The following is a 19,575-nucleotide window of genomic DNA, read 5'->3' on the forward strand; positions in this document are numbered from 1 at the left end:
GCGTTCAACGTCGCATCCGTCGCGTATGAGCCGGACCCGGACAGACTCCCCGCCCGCCATGGGCGGGATGTCAGACCGCCGGGGCAGGATGGAGGGCGTGGCGGAGGTACGAGGCGGCGACGGTCCGGCGGAGCGTCCGGGCGACTTCCCGGCGATGCCGGCGGGCGACCCGGAGGCGGCCGCGGCGCTCGCCGGTTTCGGCCCGGCCACCCGCGAGTGGTTCCGCGCCGCCTTCGCCGCCCCCACCGCGGCGCAGACCGGCGCCTGGCGCTCGATCGCCGCCCGGCGCAACGCCCTGGTGGTGGCGCCCACCGGTTCCGGCAAGACGCTCGCGGCGTTCCTCTGGTCGCTGGACCGGCTGGCCCGCGAGCCGGCGCCGGCCGAGCCCCGGCAGCGCTGCCGGGTGCTCTACGTCAGCCCGCTCAAGGCGCTCGCGGTCGACGTCGAACGCAACCTGCGCGCTCCGCTGGCGGGCATCCGGCAGGCCGCCACCCGGCTGGGCGTCGCCCCGCCCGACATCACCGTCGGCATGCGCACCGGCGACACCCCGGCCGACGAGCGCCGCGCCTTCGCCCGTACCCCGCCGGACATCCTCATCACCACGCCCGAGTCGCTCTTCCTGCTGCTCACCTCCGCCGCCCGGGATTCGCTGCGCGGGGTCGAGACGGTGATCGTCGACGAGGTGCACGCGGTGGCCGGCACCAAGCGCGGCGCCCACCTGGCGCTCTCCCTGGAACGCCTCGACGAGCTGCTGCCCGCCCCGGCCCAGCGGATCGGCCTCAGCGCCACGGTCCGGCCGGTCGACACCTGCGCCCGGTTCCTCGGCGGGGCCCGGCCGGTCGACGTGGTCGCCCCGCCCACCGCTAAGACGATCGAGGTCACCGTCGAGGTCCCGGTGGAGGACATGACCCGCCTCGACGAGCAGGAGCAGCCGCCCGAGGACGACCTCGGCGGGCCGGGTCCGCGCCGCGCGTCGATCTGGCCGGCGGTGGAGGAACGCGTCTTCGCGCTGATCCGGGCGCACCGGTCGACCATCGTCTTCACCAACTCGCGCCGCTCGGCCGAGCGGCTCTGCGCCCGGCTCAACGAACTCGCCGTCGAGGAGCTGGCCGCCGCGGTGGCACCGGACGGCAGCCGCGCCGGGCCGGCGGGTGACCCGGATCCGTCAGTCCCGGGCGGCGATCCGGCGGCTCGGGCCGGCCGGCCGCCGGATGGAGCGGCCGGCCGGCGCGGTGCGGACGCCTGGGGCGGGCCGACGGGGCCGACGCGGGCGCCGCGCCAGCCGGCCGAGCTAATGGCCCAGGCCGGCGCGGTGGCCGGGGCCCCGCCGGTGATCGCCCGCGCCCATCACGGCAGCGTCTCCCGCGAGGAGCGCAAGCAGATCGAGGAGGCGCTCAAGTCCGGGCAGCTGCCCGCCGTGGTGGCCACCTCCAGCCTCGAACTCGGCATCGACATGGGCGCCGTCGACCTGGTGGTGCAGATCGAGGCGCCGCCGAGCGTGGCCGCCGGGCTGCAACGGGTCGGCCGGGCCGGCCACCAGGTGGGCGCGGTCTCCCGCGGCGTGGTCTTCCCGAAGCACCGGGGAGATCTGCTCTCGTGCACCGTGGTGGCCGAGCGGATGTCCGGCGGCGCGATCGAGGAGCTGCACTATCCGCGCAACCCGCTGGACGTGCTGGCCCAGCAGATCGTGGCGATGGTGGCGCTGGAGCCGTGGCGGGTCGGCGACCTCGCGGTGCTGGTCCGCCGGGCGGCGCCCTTCGCCGAGCTGCCCGACTCGGCGCTGCACGCGGTGCTCGACATGCTCTCCGGCCGCTACCCGTCCACCGCCTTCGCCGAGCTGCGGCCCCGGCTGGTCTGGGACCGCGCCACCGACCTGCTCACCGGCCGGCCCGGCGCGCAGCGGCTCGCGGTGACCAGCGGCGGCACCATTCCCGACCGCGGCCTCTTCGGGGTCTTCCTGGCCGGCGCCGAGCGCGCCGCGCGGGTCGGCGAGCTGGACGAGGAGATGGTCTACGAGTCCCGGGTCGGCGACGTCTTCCTGCTCGGCTCCTCCTCCTGGCGGATCGAGGAGATCACCCCCGACCGGGTGCTGGTGTCGCCGGCCCCCGGGCAGGCGGCGAAGATGCCGTTCTGGAAGGGCGACCAGCTGGGGCGCCCGGTGGAGCTGGGCCGGGCGATCGGCGCCCGGGTGCGGGCACTGCTGCGGCAGAGCGACGAGGCGGCGGTCGCCGCGCTGCGCGCCGGCGGGCTGGACGACTGGGCCGCCGGCAACCTGATGGCCTACCTGCGCGAGCAGCGGGCCGCCACCCGCGCCCTGCCGGACGACCGCACCGTGGTGGTGGAGCGGTTCCGCGACGAGCTGGGCGACTGGCGGCTGGCCGTGCACAGCGTGCTCGGCGCCCGGGTGAACGGGCCGTGGGCGCTGGCGATCGGGCGCCGACTGGCCGAGCGCTACGGGGTGGACGCCCAGGTGATGCCGGCCGACGACGGCATCGTCGTGCGGCTGCCGGACACCGCCGACGAGCCGCCCGGCGCCGACGTGGTGGTCTTCGACCCGGACGAGATCGCCCAACTGGTCGAGGAGTCGGTCGGCACGTCCGCGCTCTTCGCCGCCCGGTTCCGGGAGTGCGCCGCGCGGTCGCTGCTGCTGCCCCGCCGCGACCCGCGCCGCCGCCAGCCGCTCTGGCAGCAGCGCCAGCGGGCCGCCCAGCTGCTCGACGTGGCCCGCGATTACGCCGACTTCCCGGTCACCCTGGAGGCGGCCCGGGAGTGCCTGCAGGACGTCTTCGACCAGCCGGCGCTGGCCGAGCTGATGCGCGACCTGGCCGCCCGGAAGGTGCGGCTGGTCGAGGTGGAGACGTCCCAGCCGTCACCCTTCGCCCGGTCACTGCTCTTCGGCTACGTCGGCGCCTTCCTCTACGAGGGCGACGCCCCGCTGGCCGAGCGGCGGGCCGCCGCGCTGGCGCTGGACTCGGCCCTGCTCGGCGAGCTGCTCGGCCGGGTCGACCTGCGTGAGCTGCTCGACCCGGCGGTGCTGGCCGAGACCGAACGGCAGCTGCGCTGGCTGACCGAGCAGCGCCGCCCGCGCGACCCGGAGGACGTGGTCGAGCTGCTCCGCGTGATCGGCGACCTGAGCACAGACGAGCTGGCCGACCGCGGCGCGCCGGCCGACTGGCTGACCGAGCTGGCGGCGGCCCGCCGGGTGCTGCGGGTGCGCATCGCCGGCGAGGAGCGGTGGGTGGGCGTCGAGGACGCCAGCCGGCTGCGCGACGCGCTCGGCGTGGCCCTGCCGGTCGGGGTGGCCGAGGCGTACCTCGAACCGGTCGCCGACCCGCTCGGCGACCTGGTCGCCCGGTACGCCCGCACGCACGGCCCGTTCGCCGCCGCCACCTGCGCCGCCCGGTTCGGGCTCGGGGTGTTCGTGGTGGAGCAGGCGCTGCGCCGGCTCGCCGCCACCGGGCGGGTGGTCTCCGGCGAGTTCGCCCCGGACACCGTCGGCACCCAGTGGTGCGACGCCGAGGTGCTGCGCCTGCTGCGCCGCCGGTCGCTCGCGGCGTTGCGCCGGGAGATCGAGCCGGCGCCGCCCCGGGCGCTGGCCGCGTTCCTGCCGCGCTGGCAGCAGGTGGGCTCGTCGGCCCGCGGGGTGGAGGCGGTGGCCGCGGCGGTCGAGCAGTTGCAGGGGGCGGCGGTCCCGGCGTCCGCGCTGGAGCGGCTGGTGCTGCCCGGCCGGGTCGCCGACTACTCCCCCGCCCAGCTCGACGAGCTCTGCGCCAGCGGCGAGGTGGTGTGGGCCGGCTCGGGGGCGATCTCCGGTGGGGACGGCTGGGTCACCCTGGCGTACGCGGACGCCGCGCCGCTGCTGCTCCCCCCACCGGACGAGGCGCTCACCCGTACCCCGCTGCACGACGCCGTGCTGGACGCGCTCGGCGACGGTCAGGCGCTGTTCTTCCGGTCGCTGGCCGACCGGGTCGGCTCGACCGACGACGCCGCGCTGGCCGCCGCCATCTGGGATCTGGTGTGGGCGGGTCGGCTGACCAACGACACGCTCGCCCCGCTGCGCGCGGCGCTCGGCGGCGGCGGCGCGCACCGGTCCCGCCCGACCGCGGCGCGCACCCGCTACCGGCGCCCCGGCCGGGTGGCGCTGCCGAGCCGGGGCGGCCCGCCCACCGTCGCCGGCCGCTGGTCGCGGCTGCCCGACCGCGACACCGACCCGACCCGCCGGGCCGCCGCGCTGGCCGACGTGCTGCTCGAACGGCACGGGGTGGTCACTCGGGGCGCGGTGGTGGCCGAGCAGGTGGCCGGCGGTTTCGCCGCGGTCTACCCGGTGCTCTCCGCGCTGGAGGAACGCGGCGCGGCCCGGCGCGGCTACTTCGTGGAGGGGCTGGGCGCGGCGCAGTTCGCGGTGCCCGGCGCGGTGGACCGGATCCGCGCGCTGGCCGAGCCGGCCGACGGCGGGCCCGGTCGCGGCGGCGGGCCGACGCTGGTGCTCGCGGCCACCGACCCGGCCAACCCGTACGGGGCGGCGCTGCCGTGGCCGGAGCGGGTGGTCGACTCCGGCGACGGGGCGGCCCCGGCCACCGGGCACCGGGCGGGTCGCAAGGCCGGCGCCCTCGTGGTGCTGGTCGGCGGCGACCTGGTGCTCTACGTGGAGCGGGGCGGGCGGACGATCCTCTCCTTCACCGACGACGCGGACGCCCTCGCCGCAGCCGGCAAGGCGCTCGCCGACGCGGTCCACTCGGGCGCGTTGGGCGCCATGTCGGTGGAGCGCGCCGACGGCGAGGCGGTGCACTCCTCGCCGCTGCGTGACGCGCTCACCGCGGCCGGCTTCCGCACCACCCCGCGCGGGCTGCGCCTGCGCGGCTGACCAGCCGCTCGCCGGTCCAGGCGGGCCGCCGTCGACCGGGCGTGCCGGGGGTCACGCACCGCACCCCGGCCGCACCGGGCACGGTCGCTTCAGGCACGGCCGCACCGGGCCCGGTGGCCCAGGCACGACCGCCGGGCAGGGCGGCAGCAGGAACGGCCACACCGGGCACTGGCGCACGAGGCACGGCCACACGGTCGCCGGTCAGCGCAGGGTGGCCAGGACCTGCTCGTACCGGGCGCGGTCGGCGGCGGGAGTCTTCGCTTCCAGGTAGTTGAGCACCACGGCGCCGCGCCGGAACGACTGACCGCTCCATGTCTCGGCGATGTCGCCGGCGCTGGTCTCGTCCGGGAAGACGTAGACGGTGACCCCGTCGGTGGCGACGATCTCCGAGCAGCCCAGCCCGAGCCCGTCCGGCCCGCAGTCGGCCGAGCGGTCCCGCGGGTTGCCCGCCTTCAGCCCGGCCGCCCGGAACGCGGCGACGACCTGCCGCGCACCGGGCGCCCCGGCGGGCCGGGCGGGCAGCACCACCGGCGGCGGCCCGGCCGGACGGCGTTCCGTGGTGACGCTCGGCCCCACCGGCACGGCGCGGCCCGGCGGATCGGCAGCGGTGGTGCCGCCCGGGGTGGTCGGTGGCGCGGCCGGGACGGCCGGCCCGGTGTGTCCGACGCCGGTCGAGGCGGAGGCACCGGCGGCACCCGGCCGCTGGTCGCCGTCGTCACCGCAGGCGGCGGTCAGCGCGGCCGTGATCACGAGCACCGCGATGGCGGGCAGCTTCCGGTTGGTCACCCCGGCAGTCTGCGGACCGACCCGCCGACCCCGGCAGTGGCCGGTCGGCCAGTGCCGCTGTCCCATATTTGCCAGCACGTCCTGAAAATCCGGCGGACCCGCCCGGCCGGGTGCGGATACGATCCGGCCGGTCGCGGGCGGAGAGGCGGCGGTCGCGGGCGGGAGAGCGACCGTCGCAGACCGTCGCAGGCGGGGAGGCGGGATGGGCGGGGTGCGGGTACGGCCGGCCGGGCCGGAGGACCGGGCGGCGGTCGACGCGTTGCACGAGCGCGAGTGGGGCGGGCCGTACGTGATCGCCCACGACACCCGCTTCGACCTGCGTACGTTGCCCACCCTGGTGGCGGTGGACGGCGCCGGCGCCGTGGTCGGGGCGCTCGTCCACCACACCGACGCGGACGGCCTGGAGGTGGTCAGCGTGGTCGCGGCGACGCCGGGCGACGGCGTCGGCACGACGCTGCTGGCCGCGGCGGCGGAGGCAGCCCGGGCCGCCGGCGCGGCGCGACTCTGGTTGATCACCACGAACGACAACCTGCGGGCGCTGCGCTTCTACCAGCGGCGCGGGCTGCGGCTGGTGGGCGTGGACCGGGGCGCCGTGGACCGGGCCCGCCGGCTCAAGCCGAGCATCCCGACCGTCGGGGAGGACGGCATCCCGCTGCACGACGAGCTGATCCTGGAACTGCGCCCGGCCCCGGCCGAGCAAGCACCGGCCACGGACGGGGAAGCACCGGCCACGGACAAGGCAGCGCCGACCCCGGACGGGGAAGCGTCGGCGCCGGAGCGGAGGAACTAACCTGCCGGCATGGCACCGATCCCGTGGATCTCGCTGACCACCGACTACGGCCTCGCGGACGGCTTCGTGGCCGCCTGCCACGGCGTGATCGCCCGGCTGGCGCCGGCCGCCCGGGTGATCGACGTGACCCACCTGGTGCCGCCGGGCGACGTACGCCGGGGCGCGACGGTGCTCGCGCAGACCGTGCCGCACCTGCCGGTCGGGGTGCACGTGGCCGTGGTGGACCCGGGGGTCGGCACGGCCCGCCGCGGAGTCGGCGTGGCCACGCCGGGCGGACTGCTGGTCGGGCCGGACAACGGCCTGCTGCTCGACGCCGCGGCGGCGCTCGGCGGGATCACCGCCGTCGTCGAGCTGACATCAGCCGGATGGCTGGCGCCAAGGGTGTCGGACACCTTCCACGGCCGGGACGTCTTCGCGCCGGTGGCGGCGCGGCTCGCGCTCGGCGCGCCGCTGGCCGAGGCCGGCCCGGCCGTCGACCCGGACGCCCTGGTCCGGCTGCCCGCGCCGGTGCTCGACCGCGAGGCCGGCGGGTTCACCGCCGAGGTGCTGACCGTGGACCATTTCGGCAACGTGCAGCTCGCCGCGCCGGCGGAGCTGCTCGCCGGCCTGCCCGGCCGGGTACGGGTGGCCGGCCGGGACGCGGTGCGTGGGCGGACCTTCGGCGACGCCCCGGCCGGCGGGCTGGTGGTGCACGGCGACTCGGCCGGCCTGGTGGCGGTGGCGGTCAACGGCGGCCGGGCGGCCGAGCTGCTCGGCGTCGCGCCCGGCGACCCGCTGCGGGTCACCACTGCGGAGCCCGGCTGACCGCTCCGCGCCGCACCGGACGTCAGCCGGGAGCCCGACACCGGCACACCGGCCGCTCAGCGGGCCGGCGGCCCGGCGGCGGGTGGAGGATGGCAGGGTGCCCGAAGGTGACACCGTCTGGAACACCGCCCGCGTGCTGCACCGCGCGCTGGCCGGCGCCCGGCTGACCGGCAGCGACTTCCGCGTGCCCCAGCTCGCCACCACCGACCTCACCGGCTGGACCGTGCGGGAGTCGGCCAGCCGGGGCAAGCACCTGCTGCTCCGACTGGCCGCACCCGACGGGGCGCACTGGACGCTGCACTCCCACCTGCGGATGGAGGGCGCCTGGCGGGCGTACGCCCCCGGCGAGCGGTGGACCGCCCGCCCGGCCCACCTGATCCGGGTGGTGCTGCGCAGCCCCGGGGCGGTCGCGGTCGGCTACCACCTGCACGAGGTGGCGTTGGCGCCCACCGCCGAGGAGGAGTCGCTGGTCGGGCAGCTCGGCCCCGACCTGCTCGGCGCGGACTGGGACCCGGCCGAGGCGGTCCGCCGGCTGGCCGCCCACCCCGACGCGACGATCGGCGAGGCGCTGCTGGACCAGCGCAACCTGGCCGGCATCGGCAACCTCTACAAGTGCGAGGTGCTGTTCCTGCGCGGGATCTCGCCGTGGACGCCGGTGCGCGCGGTACCCGACCTCGCCGGCACGGTCACCCTGGCCCAACGGCTGCTCGCCGCCAACCGGGGCCGCTGGACGCAGAGCACCACCGGCTCGCTGCACCGCGGCCAGACCAGCTACGTGTACGGCCGGCAGGCCCAACCCTGCCGCCGCTGCGGCACCGCCATCCGCAAGGCTGAACTCGGCGAACGGGTCACCTACTGGTGCCCGGTCTGCCAGCCGGAACGCACCCCGGGCGAGGACGGAGGGTGACGCCGGCCGGGCCTGACCGACTGGGCCGTTCCGCGTCTGAGCCGTGGAACTTCCACGGCCCGGGCGACCCGCGACGAGCAGCGTCGATGCCCGGCGTCCTCGGGTGCGGCCGACGACCGGTGCCCGACAGCAGATACGGACGATTGGGTACTTCCTAACCCACCCGTCCGCGTCGCATGCTGCGGTTGAGTGCTCACCGATCGTCAACGCGAGCGCGACCGGGCCGCCACGCCGGGGTGGTGGCCGCCGCGCCCCGACCCCGGGGAGAGCCATGGTGATGTTCCGTCGACTCCGGATCCCCTGGGCGGCCCGCCTCGGCGCCACCGCCGGCCCGACCCCCACCGTCCCGGCGGCCCGCACCGCCGACCCGGTCGCCCCCGCGCCGGCCAGCCTCGACCCGGCCGCCGTGCCGCGCTGCTTCGGCCCGGTGCCGAACTTCGCCGGCAGTCCCCGCCCGGTGGTCGACGCCGACGGCCGGGTGACGGCGGGCACCGGCCTCCGGAAGTTCGTCGACGCGCTGCCCGGCCTCGGCGCGCTGGGCGCCAACGACCTCGGCGCGCACCTGCCGCTGGCCACGCCGGACACCATCAGCTACCCGGGCTGCGACTACTACGAGATCGGCCTGCAGGAGTACGCCCAGCGCCTGCACCGCGACCTGCCGGCCACCCGGCTGCGCGGCTACCGGCAGCTCAACCTGGGCACCGACGCCGACGGGCACAACACCGTCGCGCCCCCGGAGCGCCCCTGGCACCTGGGGCCGGTGGTGCTGGCCCGGCGGGGGCGGCCGGTGCGGATCAAGTTCATCAACCAGCTCCCCACCGGCCGGGCCGGGGAACTCTTCCTCCCGGTCGACCCGACCGTGTACGGGGCCGGCACCGGCCCGCTGGACGGCCCGGCGCCGTACCCGCAGAACCGGGCCGTGCTGCACCTGTCCGGCGCGCAGACGGCCTGGATCTGCGCCGGGAACCCGTGGCAGTGGATCACCCCGGCGGGCGAGATCACCCCGTACCCGAGCGGGCCCGGGCTGACCCACGTGCCGGACATGCCGCCGCCCGGAGCCGGCGCCACCACCCGCTACTACCCCAACGAGCAGAGCGGCCGGCTGCTCTGGTTCCACGACAACACCCTCGGCCTGGCCCGGCTGACCGTCTACTCCGGTCAGGTCGCGCTCTACCTGCTCACCGACCCGGCCGAGGAGCAACTGGTCGCCGACGGCGTGCTGCCGGCCGACCAGGTGCCGCTGGTGATCGAGGACAAGACCTTCGTGCCGGACGACACCCAGCTCGCCAGGGAGGACCCGACCTGGGACCGGGACCGCTGGGGCGCCCGGGGCAGCCTCTGGCACCCGCACGTATACCAGCCCCGACAGAACCCGTACCAGGCCAGCGGGACGAACCCGACCGGCCGGTGGGACTACGGCCCGTGGTCGCGTACCGCCGAGGTGGGCGGGCCGGCCGCTGCGGTCGACGGTGCCGGCCCGGCGCACCCCGGCCCGACGCCGGTGCCGAACCCGCACCACGACCCGGTGACCGACCCGGCGGAGCCGCCGTGGACGCCCGGCGTGCCGCACCCGTCGGCGGTGCCGGAGGTGTTCGGCGACACCATGCTGGTCAACGGCGCCGCCTACCCCTACCTGACCGTCGAACCCCGCACCTACCGGTTCCGGATCCTCAACGCCTGCCCCGACCGCAGCCTCAACCTGGGCCTCTACCGCGCCCGGTCGACCGGGCCGATGTGGGCTGCCGACGGCGGCCTGGCCGACGCCGACGCCGGCGAGGTGCCGATGGTGGACGCGGTCCGGGCGCCGGGCCGCCCGCCCGGCTGGCCGACCGACGGACGCGACGGCGGGGTGCCCGACCCGGCCGCCGCCGGCCCGGAGATGGTCCAGATCGGCAACGAGTGCGGGCTGCTGCCGGCGCCGGTGGTGATCCCGAACCGGCCGGTGGGCTACCGGTACGACCGCCGCGACCCCACCGTGCTCAACGTCGACGGGCACGCCCTGCTGCTCGCCCCCGGCGAGCGGGCCGACGTGCTGGTCGACTTCGCCACCGTCGCCCCGGGTAGCACGCTCATCCTGTACAACGACTGCCCGGCCCCGCTGCCCGGCTTCGACCCCCGTTACGACCAGCACACCGGCGCGCCGGACCGCACCGCCGAGGGCGGCGCGCCGCCCACCCGGGCGGGGTACGGCCCGAACACCCGCACCCTGCTCCAGTTCCGGGTGGCCGGCACGCCGGCGCCCCGGTACGACCTGGCCCGGCTGCGTGACCGGCTGCCCCGGGCGTACGCGGCCAGCCAGCGGCCGCGGATCGTGCCGCAACCCGGCCAGGACGCCGGCACCGGCCGGGCCACCCTGGTGCCGGCGCACGCCACCACGGTCACCTTCACCCCGGTCGGTGCCGCCGCCCCGGTGACCCTGCCGCTGCTCGGCAAGGTGGTGCAGCAGGTCTTCGAGCCCGGGTACGGCCGGCTGACCGGGCGGCTCGGCGTCGAGCACCCGCACGCCGGGCCGCTCTCCCCCGCCACCCTGCCGCTCGACCCGACCGACCCGGCCACCGAGATCCTCTTCGCCACCGACCCGGCGGTCGGGATCGGCGCCCCCGCCGACGGCACCCAGCTCTGGCGGATCAGCGGGCACGCCCGGCAGACCCAGCCGGTGCAGTTCGACGGCTGCGACGTGCAGATCGTCAACCGGGTCGGCTGGGACGGCACGGTCCGGCCGGCGGAGGGAGCCGAGCTGGGCTGGAAGCAGGTCGTCCGGGTCGACCCGCGGGAGGACGTGATCGTCGCCCTGCGGCCGGTCGCCCCCGCCCTGCCTTTCAAGATCGGCGACAGCGTACGGCTGCTCGACCCGACCCGGCCGGCCGGCGCCCGGACCGGCTCGACCCCGGTGAGCCCGGCCGACGGCCGGCCGGCGATGGTCCTGAACCACCTGGTCAACCTGGGCTGGGAGTACCGCTGGCACAGCCGGCTGGCCGGGCACCGCGACCAGGGCATGAGCCGGCCGCTGGTGCTGCGGGTCGCGCCGAAGGCGCCCACCGGGCTGACCGCCACGCCCGCTCCCGGCTCGGCCACCGCGCTGCCGGCCATCGCGCTGGCCTGGACCGGCAACGGCAGCCGCCCCCCGGCCACCAGCCACCTGCTCCAGCGGGCCACCGAGGCCACCTTCACCGAAGGGCTGACCGAGATCACCGTGGCGGCCACCGCCACCCGGTACACCGACGCCACCGTCACGCCCGGGGTGACCTACCACTACCGGATCCGCGCCGAGAACGCGGTCAGCTGCTCCGCCTGGTCGAACAGCGTGCCGGCCGCGGTGCGGCTGACCGCGCCCGCCGGGCTGGCCGCGGTGATCCCGCCGGCCGCGCCGCTGCGGGTCGCGCTGCGCTGGGCGAACCGCTCCTTCGCCACCGGCATCGACGTGCAGCGGGCCACCAACCCGACGTTCACCAGCGGGCCGGGCACCACCGCGATCGGCGTCGGCGACCAGCACCTGGACGCCGCCGTCGCCCCGGACACCACGTACTACTACCGGGTGCGGACGACGTACCTGGGCGCGGCCTCACCCTGGTCGACGGTGGCCACGGTGACCACCCCGCCGGTGCCCGCCACGCCGACCACGGTGAGCGCCACCGCCACCGCGCCCGGCCCGGACACCGCAACGGTGATCCTGGGCTGGTCGGCCAGCACCCCGACCGGGCCGGGCGCCGGGTTCATCGTGCAGCGGGCCCTGGACCCGGGATTCGGCCGCGAGGTGGCCACCTTCACGGTCACCGGCCGGGGGTTCACCAACACGGGCCTGGCCCGCGGGGTCATCTACCACTACCGGATCCGCTCGTTCAACGTCGTCGGCAGCTCGCCGTTCACCACGCCGGTGGCGGTCGCCACGCCGGAGTGACCGGCCGGCTCAGGGGGCGCGCAGCGGGGTGTTGACGGCGCGCAGCTCGGCCAGCGCCGCGGCGACGCCGTGCAGCAGGTCGGTCGCCTCGGTCAGCTGGGCGGCGGCCGGGTGCTCGGCATCCGGGCGGGCGTCCTCGGCCACGTAGCCGGCGGCGGCCACCACCAACCGCTCGTACGCGGCGACGCCGCTGTCGAGTTGCGCGGTGAGCGCCTGGTGCGCCTCGGCCAGCGGCGGGCGGGCGTCGGCCGGGGCGAGCCGCAGCGCGCGCTCCACACTGGCCACCCGGTTGGCGAGGTCACGCAGGGACCGGTCGGCCGTGGCCGCCTCCACCACCGCGGGCTCGGCGAGGCCGGTGAGCCGGGGCGCCATTCCGGCCAGGGTCAGCGCCGCCCGGTCCAGCCGGGCCCACGGCTCGGCGGCGCTGGTGCCGCGCAGCGCCACCCGGGAGCGGACCCGGCGTACCTCGGCGAGCACGCCCGGGCCGACGGGGAGCCGTTCCACCGCGGCGACCAGCCGGGCCCGGGACCGGGCGGCGGCCTCGGCCGGGTCGAGCGGCGGCGGCGCCGGCCGGGCGGCCAGCGCGCGCAGGTCGATCCAGCGCCAGGCGGCCAGCGCCACGGCGCTGCCGGCGCCGGCGGCCCAGGCCGCGTCCGGCAGCCCCAGGCCGGCGTACGGGGTGAGCACGGCGGCGGCGCCACCGAGCCCGCCGGCCAGCACGCTCCACCGGCGGGCGGACCGCCGCAGCCGGCTCAGCCGCCGGAAGTACCGGGTTCGCTCGTCTGCCACCTGTGCCTCCTCGACCCCCGGCCGCTCAGCCGGCGGCGGTGGTGTCCCCCGTGCCTCGTTCCCGGCTCATGCTGGCCCGGATCTCGTCGAGCCGGGCGGCGGCCGCCGGGTCGGCGGCCGGCTCGGCCGGCGCGGCCTGCTCGGCGCGGGGCGCGGCGGGCTGTTGCCGCTGGGCGCCGAGCTGCTCGCCGGCCATGCTGGCCCGGATCTGCTCCAGCCGGGCCGAGCCGGCCGAGTCCAGGGTCGCCTTCTGGATCTCCAGCATCCGACCCTCGACGGAGTTGCCGGCCAGTTCGGCCCGGCCCATCGCGTTGGCGTAGCGCCGCTCGATCCGGTCGCGCACCTCGTCGAGGGTGGGGGTGGTGCCGGAGGCGGTCAGCGCCGACATCGACTCCAGCGACTGGGCGACGCTCTCCTGCATCTTGGCCTGCTCCAGCTGGCTGAGCAGCTTGGTGCGCTCGGCGAGCTTCTGCTGGAGGATCATCGAGTTGTTCTCCACCGCCTTGCGCGCCTGCGCGGCGGCCCCGAGCGCCTGGTCGTGCAGGGTCTTGAGGTCCTCGGTGGCCTGCTCGGCGGAGACCAGCTGGGAGGCGAGGGTCTGCGCGGACTGCTCGTAGCGCCCGGCCTCGGCCTCGTCGCCCCGGGCGCGGGCCTGGTCGGCGAGGACCAGGGCCTGCCGGGCGTTGCCCTGCAACCGCTCGACCTCGGACATCTGGCGGGAGAGCTTCATCTCCAGCTGGCGCTGGTTGCCGATCACCGCGGCGGCCTGCTGGACCAGCGCCTGGTGCTGGCGCTGCGCCTCCTCGATGGCCTGCTGGATCTGCACCTTGGGATCGGCGTGCTCGTCGATCTTGGCGCCGAAGAGCGCCATCAGGTACTTCCAACCCTTGACGAACGGGTTCGCCATCTCCGCGGTATCCCCTCAGTCGCGTCGCTGCGCCGCACCGTGCCGCACGGCCCGACGGTTGCGGTGCGGCACTGGCTCCATCGTCCCAGCCGGACGCCAGCGGGGCATCCGTACCGGCCGGTGGGCAACACCGGCACCGTCCGCGATCAACCCTACGCGGCGCGGGCCACCGACGGCCACGGAGCGCGGCGGGCGGGGATCAGGCGGCGCAGACCACGTCGCGGTCGGCCTGGCGGACCCGGGTGCTGCGCAGGGTGGCCTTGAGCGGGGAATCCTGGTGGACCGAGACGGCGACCTTGCCGTCGGAGCTGACCTGGTGCACGGCGCGGCCGGTGGCCTTGCGGACGGCGGGTCGCGCCACCGCGGCCGGCTCGGCCGGCTCGTCCTGCACCGGCACCAGCACGCCCGGCATCTGCTCGGCGAGCGCGACGGTGTCGCTGACCTCGCGCAGCAGCTCGGACAGGCGCGCGCCGAGCGCGTCGCAGATGGCGGCCAGCAGCTCGCTGGAGGGCTCCTTCTGGCCGCGCTCGATCTCGGAGAGATAGCCGAGGCTGACGTTGGCCGCGGAGGAGACCTCCCGCAAGGTGCGGTGCTGCCCCTGCCGGCGCGCCCGCAGTGCGTCACCGATCACCCGGCGTAGCAGGACCATCGCACCTCCCCCTGAGGGACACCTCTGTCGCCCCCGGCCGCCCGGCCCGGCGCGGCGACCGCGCCGGCCCCGACCGCCGGAGCCTTCCCGCAACCGTACCCGTTGCCGCGCCCGGCGACATCCCACCCCGCCCGGGGATCGCGGGTTGTCTGCCGACCGCAGACCCGCTCCGCCGGCCGCCGCCGCCCGGTGACCCGGGAACGGGCATGATCAGCACCACCTCGCCGGCACGGGGGCGACGGCGGCACCGGGACACCGCGATGCCGGCGGGACGGGGTGGCTCACACGCCGGCGGCGGTCCGATCCGTGTCGGCCTCGTGGATCCGCTCGGCCAGCAGCCGCAAGGCCTCGATCACCGCCGCCGACCGCACGTGGTCCCGCCCGCCGTCCAGGTTCAACTGGCGCACGGTGCTGCCGCCCGGCCCCGCCACGGCCACGTAGACCAGCCCGACGGGCTTGCCGTCCTGCGGCTCGGGGCCGGCCACCCCGGTGGTGGCAAGGCCCCAGTCGGCGCCGCAGCGCCGCCGGCCGCCCTCGGCGAGCGCGACGGCCACGTCCGGGTCGACCGGCCCGCGCTCGGCGAGCAGATCCGCCGGCACTCCCGCCAGCTCGGACTTCAGCTCGGTGGCGTAGACCACCAGCCCGCCGCGGAAGACGCCGCTCACCCCGGCGATCTCCACGATCGAGGCGGCCAGCAGGCCGCCGGTGAGCGACTCGACAGTGGCCAGCGTCTCCGCCCGCTCGGTCAGGCGGTGCACCACCGCCGCCGCCGGGCTACCAACCGGCCGCTCCCCGTTCGCGTCGCTACTCCGCATGTCCTCAATCCTTCCCCCACCACCCCCGACCAACCACACCCCACCCGCCCGCCGGCCGGTTGATCATGAAGTTGTTGACGCCGGCACCGGCGTGTCGCGTCAACAACTTCATGATCGACGGGGTGGGCCCGGAGGTCGACGGGCGGGGGCGGCCCCGGGGTCAGGGGGTGCGGCGGAGGCGGAGGGCCTGGGCGATGTAGTCGAAGCCGGTGATGACGGTCACCGCCACGGCGGCGGCCATGATCCAGGGACCGACGGCGGCCAGCGCGGCCGGCATCGGCCAGAGGTACCAGGCGATGGCCAGGATCTGCAGCGCGGTCTTGATCTTGCCGCCCCGGCTGGCCGCGATGACGCCGCGCCGGATCACCCAGAACCGCAGGGCGGTGATGCCCAGCTCGCGGGCCAGGATCACCGCGGTCACCCACCAGGGCAACCGGTCGTACCAGGAGAGCAGCAGCAGCGCGGCGCCGGTGAGCGCCTTGTCGGCGATCGGGTCGGCGACCTTGCCCACCGAGGTGACCAGCCCGAACCGGCGGGCGATCCACCCGTCGACCAGGTCGGTCACCGAGGCGACGGCGAAGATCAGGCAGGCGGCCATCCGCCAGCCGGCGTTGCTCATCGCGGAGATCACCACGCTGGCCCCGAAGACCGGCACCAGCACCAGCCGCAGCGCGGTGAGCGCGTTGGCCGCGTTCAGCACCGGCACCCGGCCGACCACCGGGGCCGGCGTCGACCCGGTGGCCCCGGTCACCGCCGCACTCCGCACGGACCGCCGTGGCGTTCCCGGTACCCCACCACGTGGCCTCCCCGCTCCGTCCGGGCCCGCCGTCACCGTGCCGCGCCGGGCGCCGCCGAGATCATCTCATCCGGTACGGCGAGCAGATCCACCCCTTCGGTGCCGGTGACCGTGGCCCGGACCAGGTCACCGGGGCGCAGCGCGGCCAGGTCCACCCCGCCGCCGTCCGGGGCGACCAGGGTGGTGGAGCCGTCCACCTCGGGGGCCTGGTGCGCGGCGCGCCCCTCGACCACGCCGTCGGAGACCGAGTCGACCAGCACCTCGACGGTCGAACCGAGCCGCTCCTCGGCCCGCTGCGAGCAGAGCTCGTCGGCGAGCGCGCTGAGCTTGTCGTAGCGGCGCTTGACGGTGGCGGCGGAGACCTTGCCGGAGAGCCCGGCGGCCTCGGTGCCGTCCTCGTCGCTGTAGTCGAACACGCCGATCGCGTCGAGCCGCGCCGCGGTCAGGAACCGGACCAGCTCCTCGACGTCGGCCCGGGTCTCGCCGGGGAAGCCGACGATGAAGTTGCTCCGGGCGCCCGCTGCGGGCGCCAGCTCCCGGGCGGTGGCGAGCAGGTCGAGGAACCGGTCGGTGGAGCCGAACCGGCGCATCCGGCGCAGCACCGGCTCGCTGGAGTGTTGGAACGACAGGTCGAAGTAGGGGGCCACCCCGGGCGTGGTGGCGATCGCCTCGACCAGCCCGGGCCGGGTCTCGGCCGGCTGGAGGTAGCTGGCCCGTACCCGGACGATGCCGTCGATCGCAGCCAGCTGCGGCAGCAGCTTCTCCAGCGCCCGCGGGTCGCCCAGGTCCTTGCCGTACGAGGTGGAGTTCTCGCTCACCAGCACCAGCTCGCGGACGCCGGTCTTGGCCAGCCACTCCGCCTCGGCGAGCAGCTCGTCCGGCGTACGCGAGACGAACGCGCCGCGGAACGCCGGGATGGCGCAGAACGCGCACCGGCGGTCGCAGCCGCTGGCCAGCTTGAGCGAGGCGACCGGGCCGGTGTCCAGCCGCCGGCGCAGCACCTGGCGCAGGTGGGCCGGGGTGTGCGCGTCGGTCTCGACGGCGGCCCGGGCCGGGCTGCCGTGCCCGGGCAGCGACACCGCCGCGGCCCGCCGCTTGACCGGGGTGAGCGGGAGCAGCTCGCGCCGGTCCCGCGGGGTGTGCGCGTCCAGCGCCTCACCGGCGACGACGGCGTCCAGCCGGGCGGCGATGTCCGGGTAGTCGTCGAAGCTGAGCACCGCCTGCGCCTCGGGCAGGCTCTCGGCCAGCTCGCGGCCGTACCGCTCGGCCATGCAGCCGGCGGCCACCACCTTGGCACCGGTGTCGGCCGCGGCGAGCAGGGTCTGGATGGAGTCCTGCTTGGCCTTCTCCACGAAGCCACAGGTGTTCACCACCACCACGTCGGCGCCCTCGCCGTCGGTGGTCACCTGCCAGCCGTCGGCGTGCAGCCGGGCGGCCAACTCCTCCGAGTCGACCTCGTTGCGGGCACAGCCCAGGGTCAGCAGGGCGACGCGGCGGCCGTCGCCGACGGGCGACAGCTCGGACGACAGCTCCAGGTCGCGGCGCGGCGCCAGCCGCGCCGAGCTGGAGTTGTCGGACGGGGAGGTGGCAGACACCATCCGAGGGTACCGGGCGGGACGCCGGTCCCCGCCCGCGGCGGGCCGCCGGCAGTAGGCCGGCTCACATCCGCCCGGCCGCCTCACCTGGCGCGGCCCGGGTGCGCCGCCGGCGCGGACCGGACCGAGGTCAGGCCGCGGCCGCCGCGCCCACCGCGACCAGCCGGTCGAGCAGGAACACCTCGGTGCCGGCCAGACCGACGGAGCAGAAGACCGAGATCTGGTCCGCCCGGGTCCGGCCGGTGGCGGCGCCGGCCAGCACCGCGCCCAGGTCGAGCAGCCGGTGGGCGTACGGCGGGTCGGCCGCCAACATCGGCGGGGCGTACGCGGACGCCTGCGCCGGCGAGTCGGTGACCAGCAGGTCGGCGACGTCCAGCAGGTCGGTGCCGAACTCGGCCCGGTCGCGTTGCTTGAAGCCGACCGCGTTGACGTGGGTGCCGGGGCGCAGGTTGGCGGCGTCCAGCACCGGGGTCGGGCTGGTGGTGGCGAGCACCACCAGGTCCCGGTCGCGCACGGCGGCGCGGGCCGACTCCACCGCCCGGGCGGGGACGTCCAGCTCGGCGCGGACCCGGGCGGCGAACGCCTCCCGCCGGGCCGCGGAGCGGCTGTACACGGTCACCTCGCGCAGCGGGCGCACCGCGGCGGCGGCCCAGACCTGCGTCCAGGCCTGCCGTCCGGAACCGATCACCCCGAGGGTGGCCGCGTCCGGCCGGGCCAGCGCGTCCACCGCGACCCCGCCCAGTCCTCCGGTACGCCGCGAGCCCAGCTCCTCGCCGACGGCCACCGCCCGCACCGCCCCGGTACGCCCGTCGTGCAGCACCACCACCTGCTCCGCCTCCGGGTGGCCGAAGGTGTCGTACGAGCGGAAGCCGTACCACTCGCCGGTCAGGTGCCCCGCGGTCAGCACCATCCGCCCGCCGCCCAGCGACGCGGCCGCCCGGGGCGGGGCCACCAGCCGACCCGCGTACGCGGCCCGGAGGGCGTCCCGCATGGCGTCCACCGTGGTGCCGGCGTCCAGCGCGGCGGTGACCTCGCGGTCGGAGAAGAGCAGCGTCATGAACCCCATCCTGCAAGCTGAAGTGAGGTTCAGGTCAACGGACGGTGGCCCGGCTCACCCTCGCCCGGGCGGGCCGGCGGCCGGTGCTACCGTCGGCCCTGGTGGCCCGGTGTCGGGCCGCTCCGGACGAGTGGTGGGCGTACCCGGTCAGGCCAAGACGCCCCGCGTGACCTGCAGACTCGACTCGTCCCGGCCCCGGCGGTCCGGGCAGACCCGCAGAGGTGGACTCCGATGGCCTGGATCGTGCTGGTGGTCTCCGGACTGCTGGAGACGGCGTGGGCGGTGGCCCTGGACCGCAGCGCCGGCTTCACCCGCCCCGTCCCTTCGCTGGTCTTCGTGGTGACCCTGGTGCTCAGCATGCTCGGGCTCGCGTACGCGCTGCGCGAGATCCCGGTCGGCACCGGCTACGCGATCTGGGTCGGCATCGGCGCGTCCGGCACCGCCCTGGTCGGCATGCTGGCCCTGAACGAGCCGGCCAGCCTGCCCCGGATCGCCTGTCTGGCACTGGTCGTCGCCGGCGTGGTCGGGCTGAAGATCTTCCACTGATCCCCGGCGTGTCGACGTTTCGCGAGGCGTGCCGGGTCTACGTTGTGGGTAGAGATCGGCTGACATCGCAGGCTCTCCGACGGAGGCAGACATGGCCGACATGCCCAGCACCGCCCGTCCGCGCAGCAACGCCGCCCGCATCTGCACCATCCTGGGCTTCGTCTTCGCGGTCCTCGCGCTCCTGCTCAACCCGATCATCTTCGGCGTGCTCGGCGTCATCCTCGGCGTCGTCGGCGCGGTACTGGGCGACAAGCCGCTCGGCTGGTACGCCGCCGTGGCCAGCGTGGTCGGCGCGGTGATCGGCCTGGTGCTGGTGAACGCCCTCGTCAACTGATCGGTACCGCTCCCCCGACGCGACGGGCCCGCCGCACG

14 protein-coding genes, 1 pseudogene and 1 riboswitch are annotated in these 19,575 nt (G+C 76.6%); of the genes and pseudogenes, 7 read left to right on the plus strand and 8 right to left on the minus strand.

Annotated features, from left to right (window positions below; all coding sequences use genetic code 11):
- Positions 1–181: 181 nt before the first annotated feature.
- Positions 182–4,864, plus strand: a pseudogene (locus GA0070609_RS21210) (Lhr family helicase); the annotation flags it as partial.
- A gap of 201 nt (positions 4,865–5,065) precedes the next feature.
- On the opposite strand, the gene GA0070609_RS21215 reads toward GA0070609_RS21210, so the two are convergent.
- Positions 5,066–5,650, minus strand: a complete 585-nt coding sequence (locus GA0070609_RS21215; RefSeq protein WP_157748264.1) for a hypothetical protein — start codon at positions 5,648–5,650, stop codon at positions 5,066–5,068.
- A 202-nt stretch (positions 5,651–5,852) separates the two neighbouring features.
- Between GA0070609_RS21215 and GA0070609_RS21220 the strand changes: the two genes are divergently transcribed.
- From GA0070609_RS21220 to GA0070609_RS21235, 4 genes are all read left to right on the plus strand, one after another.
- On the plus strand, positions 5,853–6,440 hold the full coding sequence (locus GA0070609_RS21220) for a GNAT family N-acetyltransferase (RefSeq protein WP_088995398.1): 588 nt from the start codon (positions 5,853–5,855) through the stop codon (positions 6,438–6,440).
- Positions 6,441–6,449: 9 nt separating this feature from the next.
- Positions 6,450–7,244 carry an SAM hydrolase/SAM-dependent halogenase family protein gene (locus GA0070609_RS21225; protein WP_088995399.1) on the plus strand — a complete coding sequence of 265 codons (795 nt, stop codon included), beginning with the start codon at positions 6,450–6,452 and terminating at the stop codon, positions 7,242–7,244.
- Between the two features lie 97 nt (positions 7,245–7,341).
- Positions 7,342–8,151, plus strand: coding sequence for a DNA-formamidopyrimidine glycosylase family protein (locus tag GA0070609_RS21230; RefSeq protein WP_088995400.1), 810 nt, complete (start codon positions 7,342–7,344; stop codon positions 8,149–8,151).
- Between the two features lie 271 nt (positions 8,152–8,422).
- Positions 8,423–12,049 (plus strand): hypothetical protein, encoded by a 3,627-nt coding sequence (locus GA0070609_RS21235; RefSeq protein ID WP_088995401.1) that lies wholly within the window; start codon positions 8,423–8,425, stop codon positions 12,047–12,049.
- 9 nt (positions 12,050–12,058) lie between these two features.
- On the opposite strand, the gene pspM is transcribed toward GA0070609_RS21235, so the two are convergent.
- The 7 genes from pspM to GA0070609_RS21270 form a co-directional block, all read right to left on the minus strand.
- Positions 12,059–12,838, minus strand: coding sequence for a phage shock envelope stress response protein PspM (gene pspM, locus GA0070609_RS21240; protein ID WP_088995402.1), 780 nt, complete (start codon positions 12,836–12,838; stop codon positions 12,059–12,061).
- A 25-nt stretch (positions 12,839–12,863) separates the two neighbouring features.
- Positions 12,864–13,745, minus strand: coding sequence for a PspA/IM30 family protein (locus GA0070609_RS21245; RefSeq protein WP_088995403.1), 882 nt, complete (start codon positions 13,743–13,745; stop codon positions 12,864–12,866).
- Between the two features lie 199 nt (positions 13,746–13,944).
- Positions 13,945–14,394, minus strand: a complete 450-nt coding sequence (locus GA0070609_RS21250) for a helix-turn-helix domain-containing protein (protein WP_088995404.1) — start codon at positions 14,392–14,394, stop codon at positions 13,945–13,947.
- A gap of 281 nt (positions 14,395–14,675) precedes the next feature.
- Complete coding sequence (locus tag GA0070609_RS21255) at positions 14,676–15,209, minus strand: CinA family protein (RefSeq protein ID WP_088995405.1); 534 nt, start codon at positions 15,207–15,209, stop codon at positions 14,676–14,678.
- 160 nt (positions 15,210–15,369) lie between these two features.
- Entirely contained in the window at positions 15,370–15,960 is a 591-nt protein-coding gene (gene pgsA / locus GA0070609_RS21260; protein ID WP_088995406.1) for a CDP-diacylglycerol--glycerol-3-phosphate 3-phosphatidyltransferase, read from the minus strand.
- A gap of 77 nt (positions 15,961–16,037) precedes the next feature.
- A complete protein-coding gene (rimO, locus tag GA0070609_RS21265) occupies positions 16,038–17,603 on the minus strand; it encodes a 30S ribosomal protein S12 methylthiotransferase RimO (protein ID WP_231928367.1) in 1,566 nt (521 codons plus the stop codon).
- Between the two features lie 127 nt (positions 17,604–17,730).
- A complete protein-coding gene (locus GA0070609_RS21270; protein ID WP_088995407.1) occupies positions 17,731–18,657 on the minus strand; it encodes an ornithine cyclodeaminase family protein in 927 nt (308 codons plus the stop codon).
- A 98-nt stretch (positions 18,658–18,755) separates the two neighbouring features.
- Positions 18,756–18,824: riboswitch (guanidine-III (ykkC-III) riboswitch) on the plus strand.
- A 64-nt stretch (positions 18,825–18,888) separates the two neighbouring features.
- On the opposite strand from GA0070609_RS21270, the gene GA0070609_RS21275 reads away from it, so the two are divergent.
- Positions 18,889–19,203 carry a DMT family transporter gene (locus tag GA0070609_RS21275; RefSeq protein ID WP_088995408.1) on the plus strand — a complete coding sequence of 105 codons (315 nt, stop codon included), beginning with the start codon at positions 18,889–18,891 and terminating at the stop codon, positions 19,201–19,203.
- Positions 19,204–19,294: 91 nt separating this feature from the next.
- Entirely contained in the window at positions 19,295–19,537 is a 243-nt protein-coding gene (locus GA0070609_RS21280; protein ID WP_088995409.1) for a hypothetical protein, read from the plus strand.
- Positions 19,538–19,575: the final 38 nt, after the last annotated feature.

This window comes from Micromonospora echinaurantiaca (genome assembly GCF_900090235.1).
Classification (GTDB): domain Bacteria; phylum Actinomycetota; class Actinomycetes; order Mycobacteriales; family Micromonosporaceae; genus Micromonospora; species Micromonospora echinaurantiaca.

Coding starts and splice junctions, on each gene's coding strand:
- GA0070609_RS21225 (WP_088995399.1), top strand. CDS start 6,450: ATGGCACCGATCCCGTGGATCTCGCTGACCACCGACTACGGCCTCGCG.
- GA0070609_RS21270 (WP_088995407.1), bottom strand. CDS start 18,657: ATGACGCTGCTCTTCTCCGACCGCGAGGTCACCGCCGCGCTGGACGCC.
- GA0070609_RS21220 (WP_088995398.1), top strand. CDS start 5,853: ATGGGCGGGGTGCGGGTACGGCCGGCCGGGCCGGAGGACCGGGCGGCG.
- GA0070609_RS21235 (WP_088995401.1), top strand. CDS start 8,423: ATGGTGATGTTCCGTCGACTCCGGATCCCCTGGGCGGCCCGCCTCGGC.
- GA0070609_RS21280 (WP_088995409.1), top strand. CDS start 19,295: ATGGCCGACATGCCCAGCACCGCCCGTCCGCGCAGCAACGCCGCCCGC.
- rimO (WP_231928367.1), bottom strand. CDS start 17,603: ATGGTGTCTGCCACCTCCCCGTCCGACAACTCCAGCTCGGCGCGGCTG.
- GA0070609_RS21250 (WP_088995404.1), bottom strand. CDS start 14,394: ATGGTCCTGCTACGCCGGGTGATCGGTGACGCACTGCGGGCGCGCCGG.
- GA0070609_RS21255 (WP_088995405.1), bottom strand. CDS start 15,209: ATGCGGAGTAGCGACGCGAACGGGGAGCGGCCGGTTGGTAGCCCGGCG.
- GA0070609_RS21245 (WP_088995403.1), bottom strand. CDS start 13,745: ATGGCGAACCCGTTCGTCAAGGGTTGGAAGTACCTGATGGCGCTCTTC.
- GA0070609_RS21275 (WP_088995408.1), top strand. CDS start 18,889: ATGGCCTGGATCGTGCTGGTGGTCTCCGGACTGCTGGAGACGGCGTGG.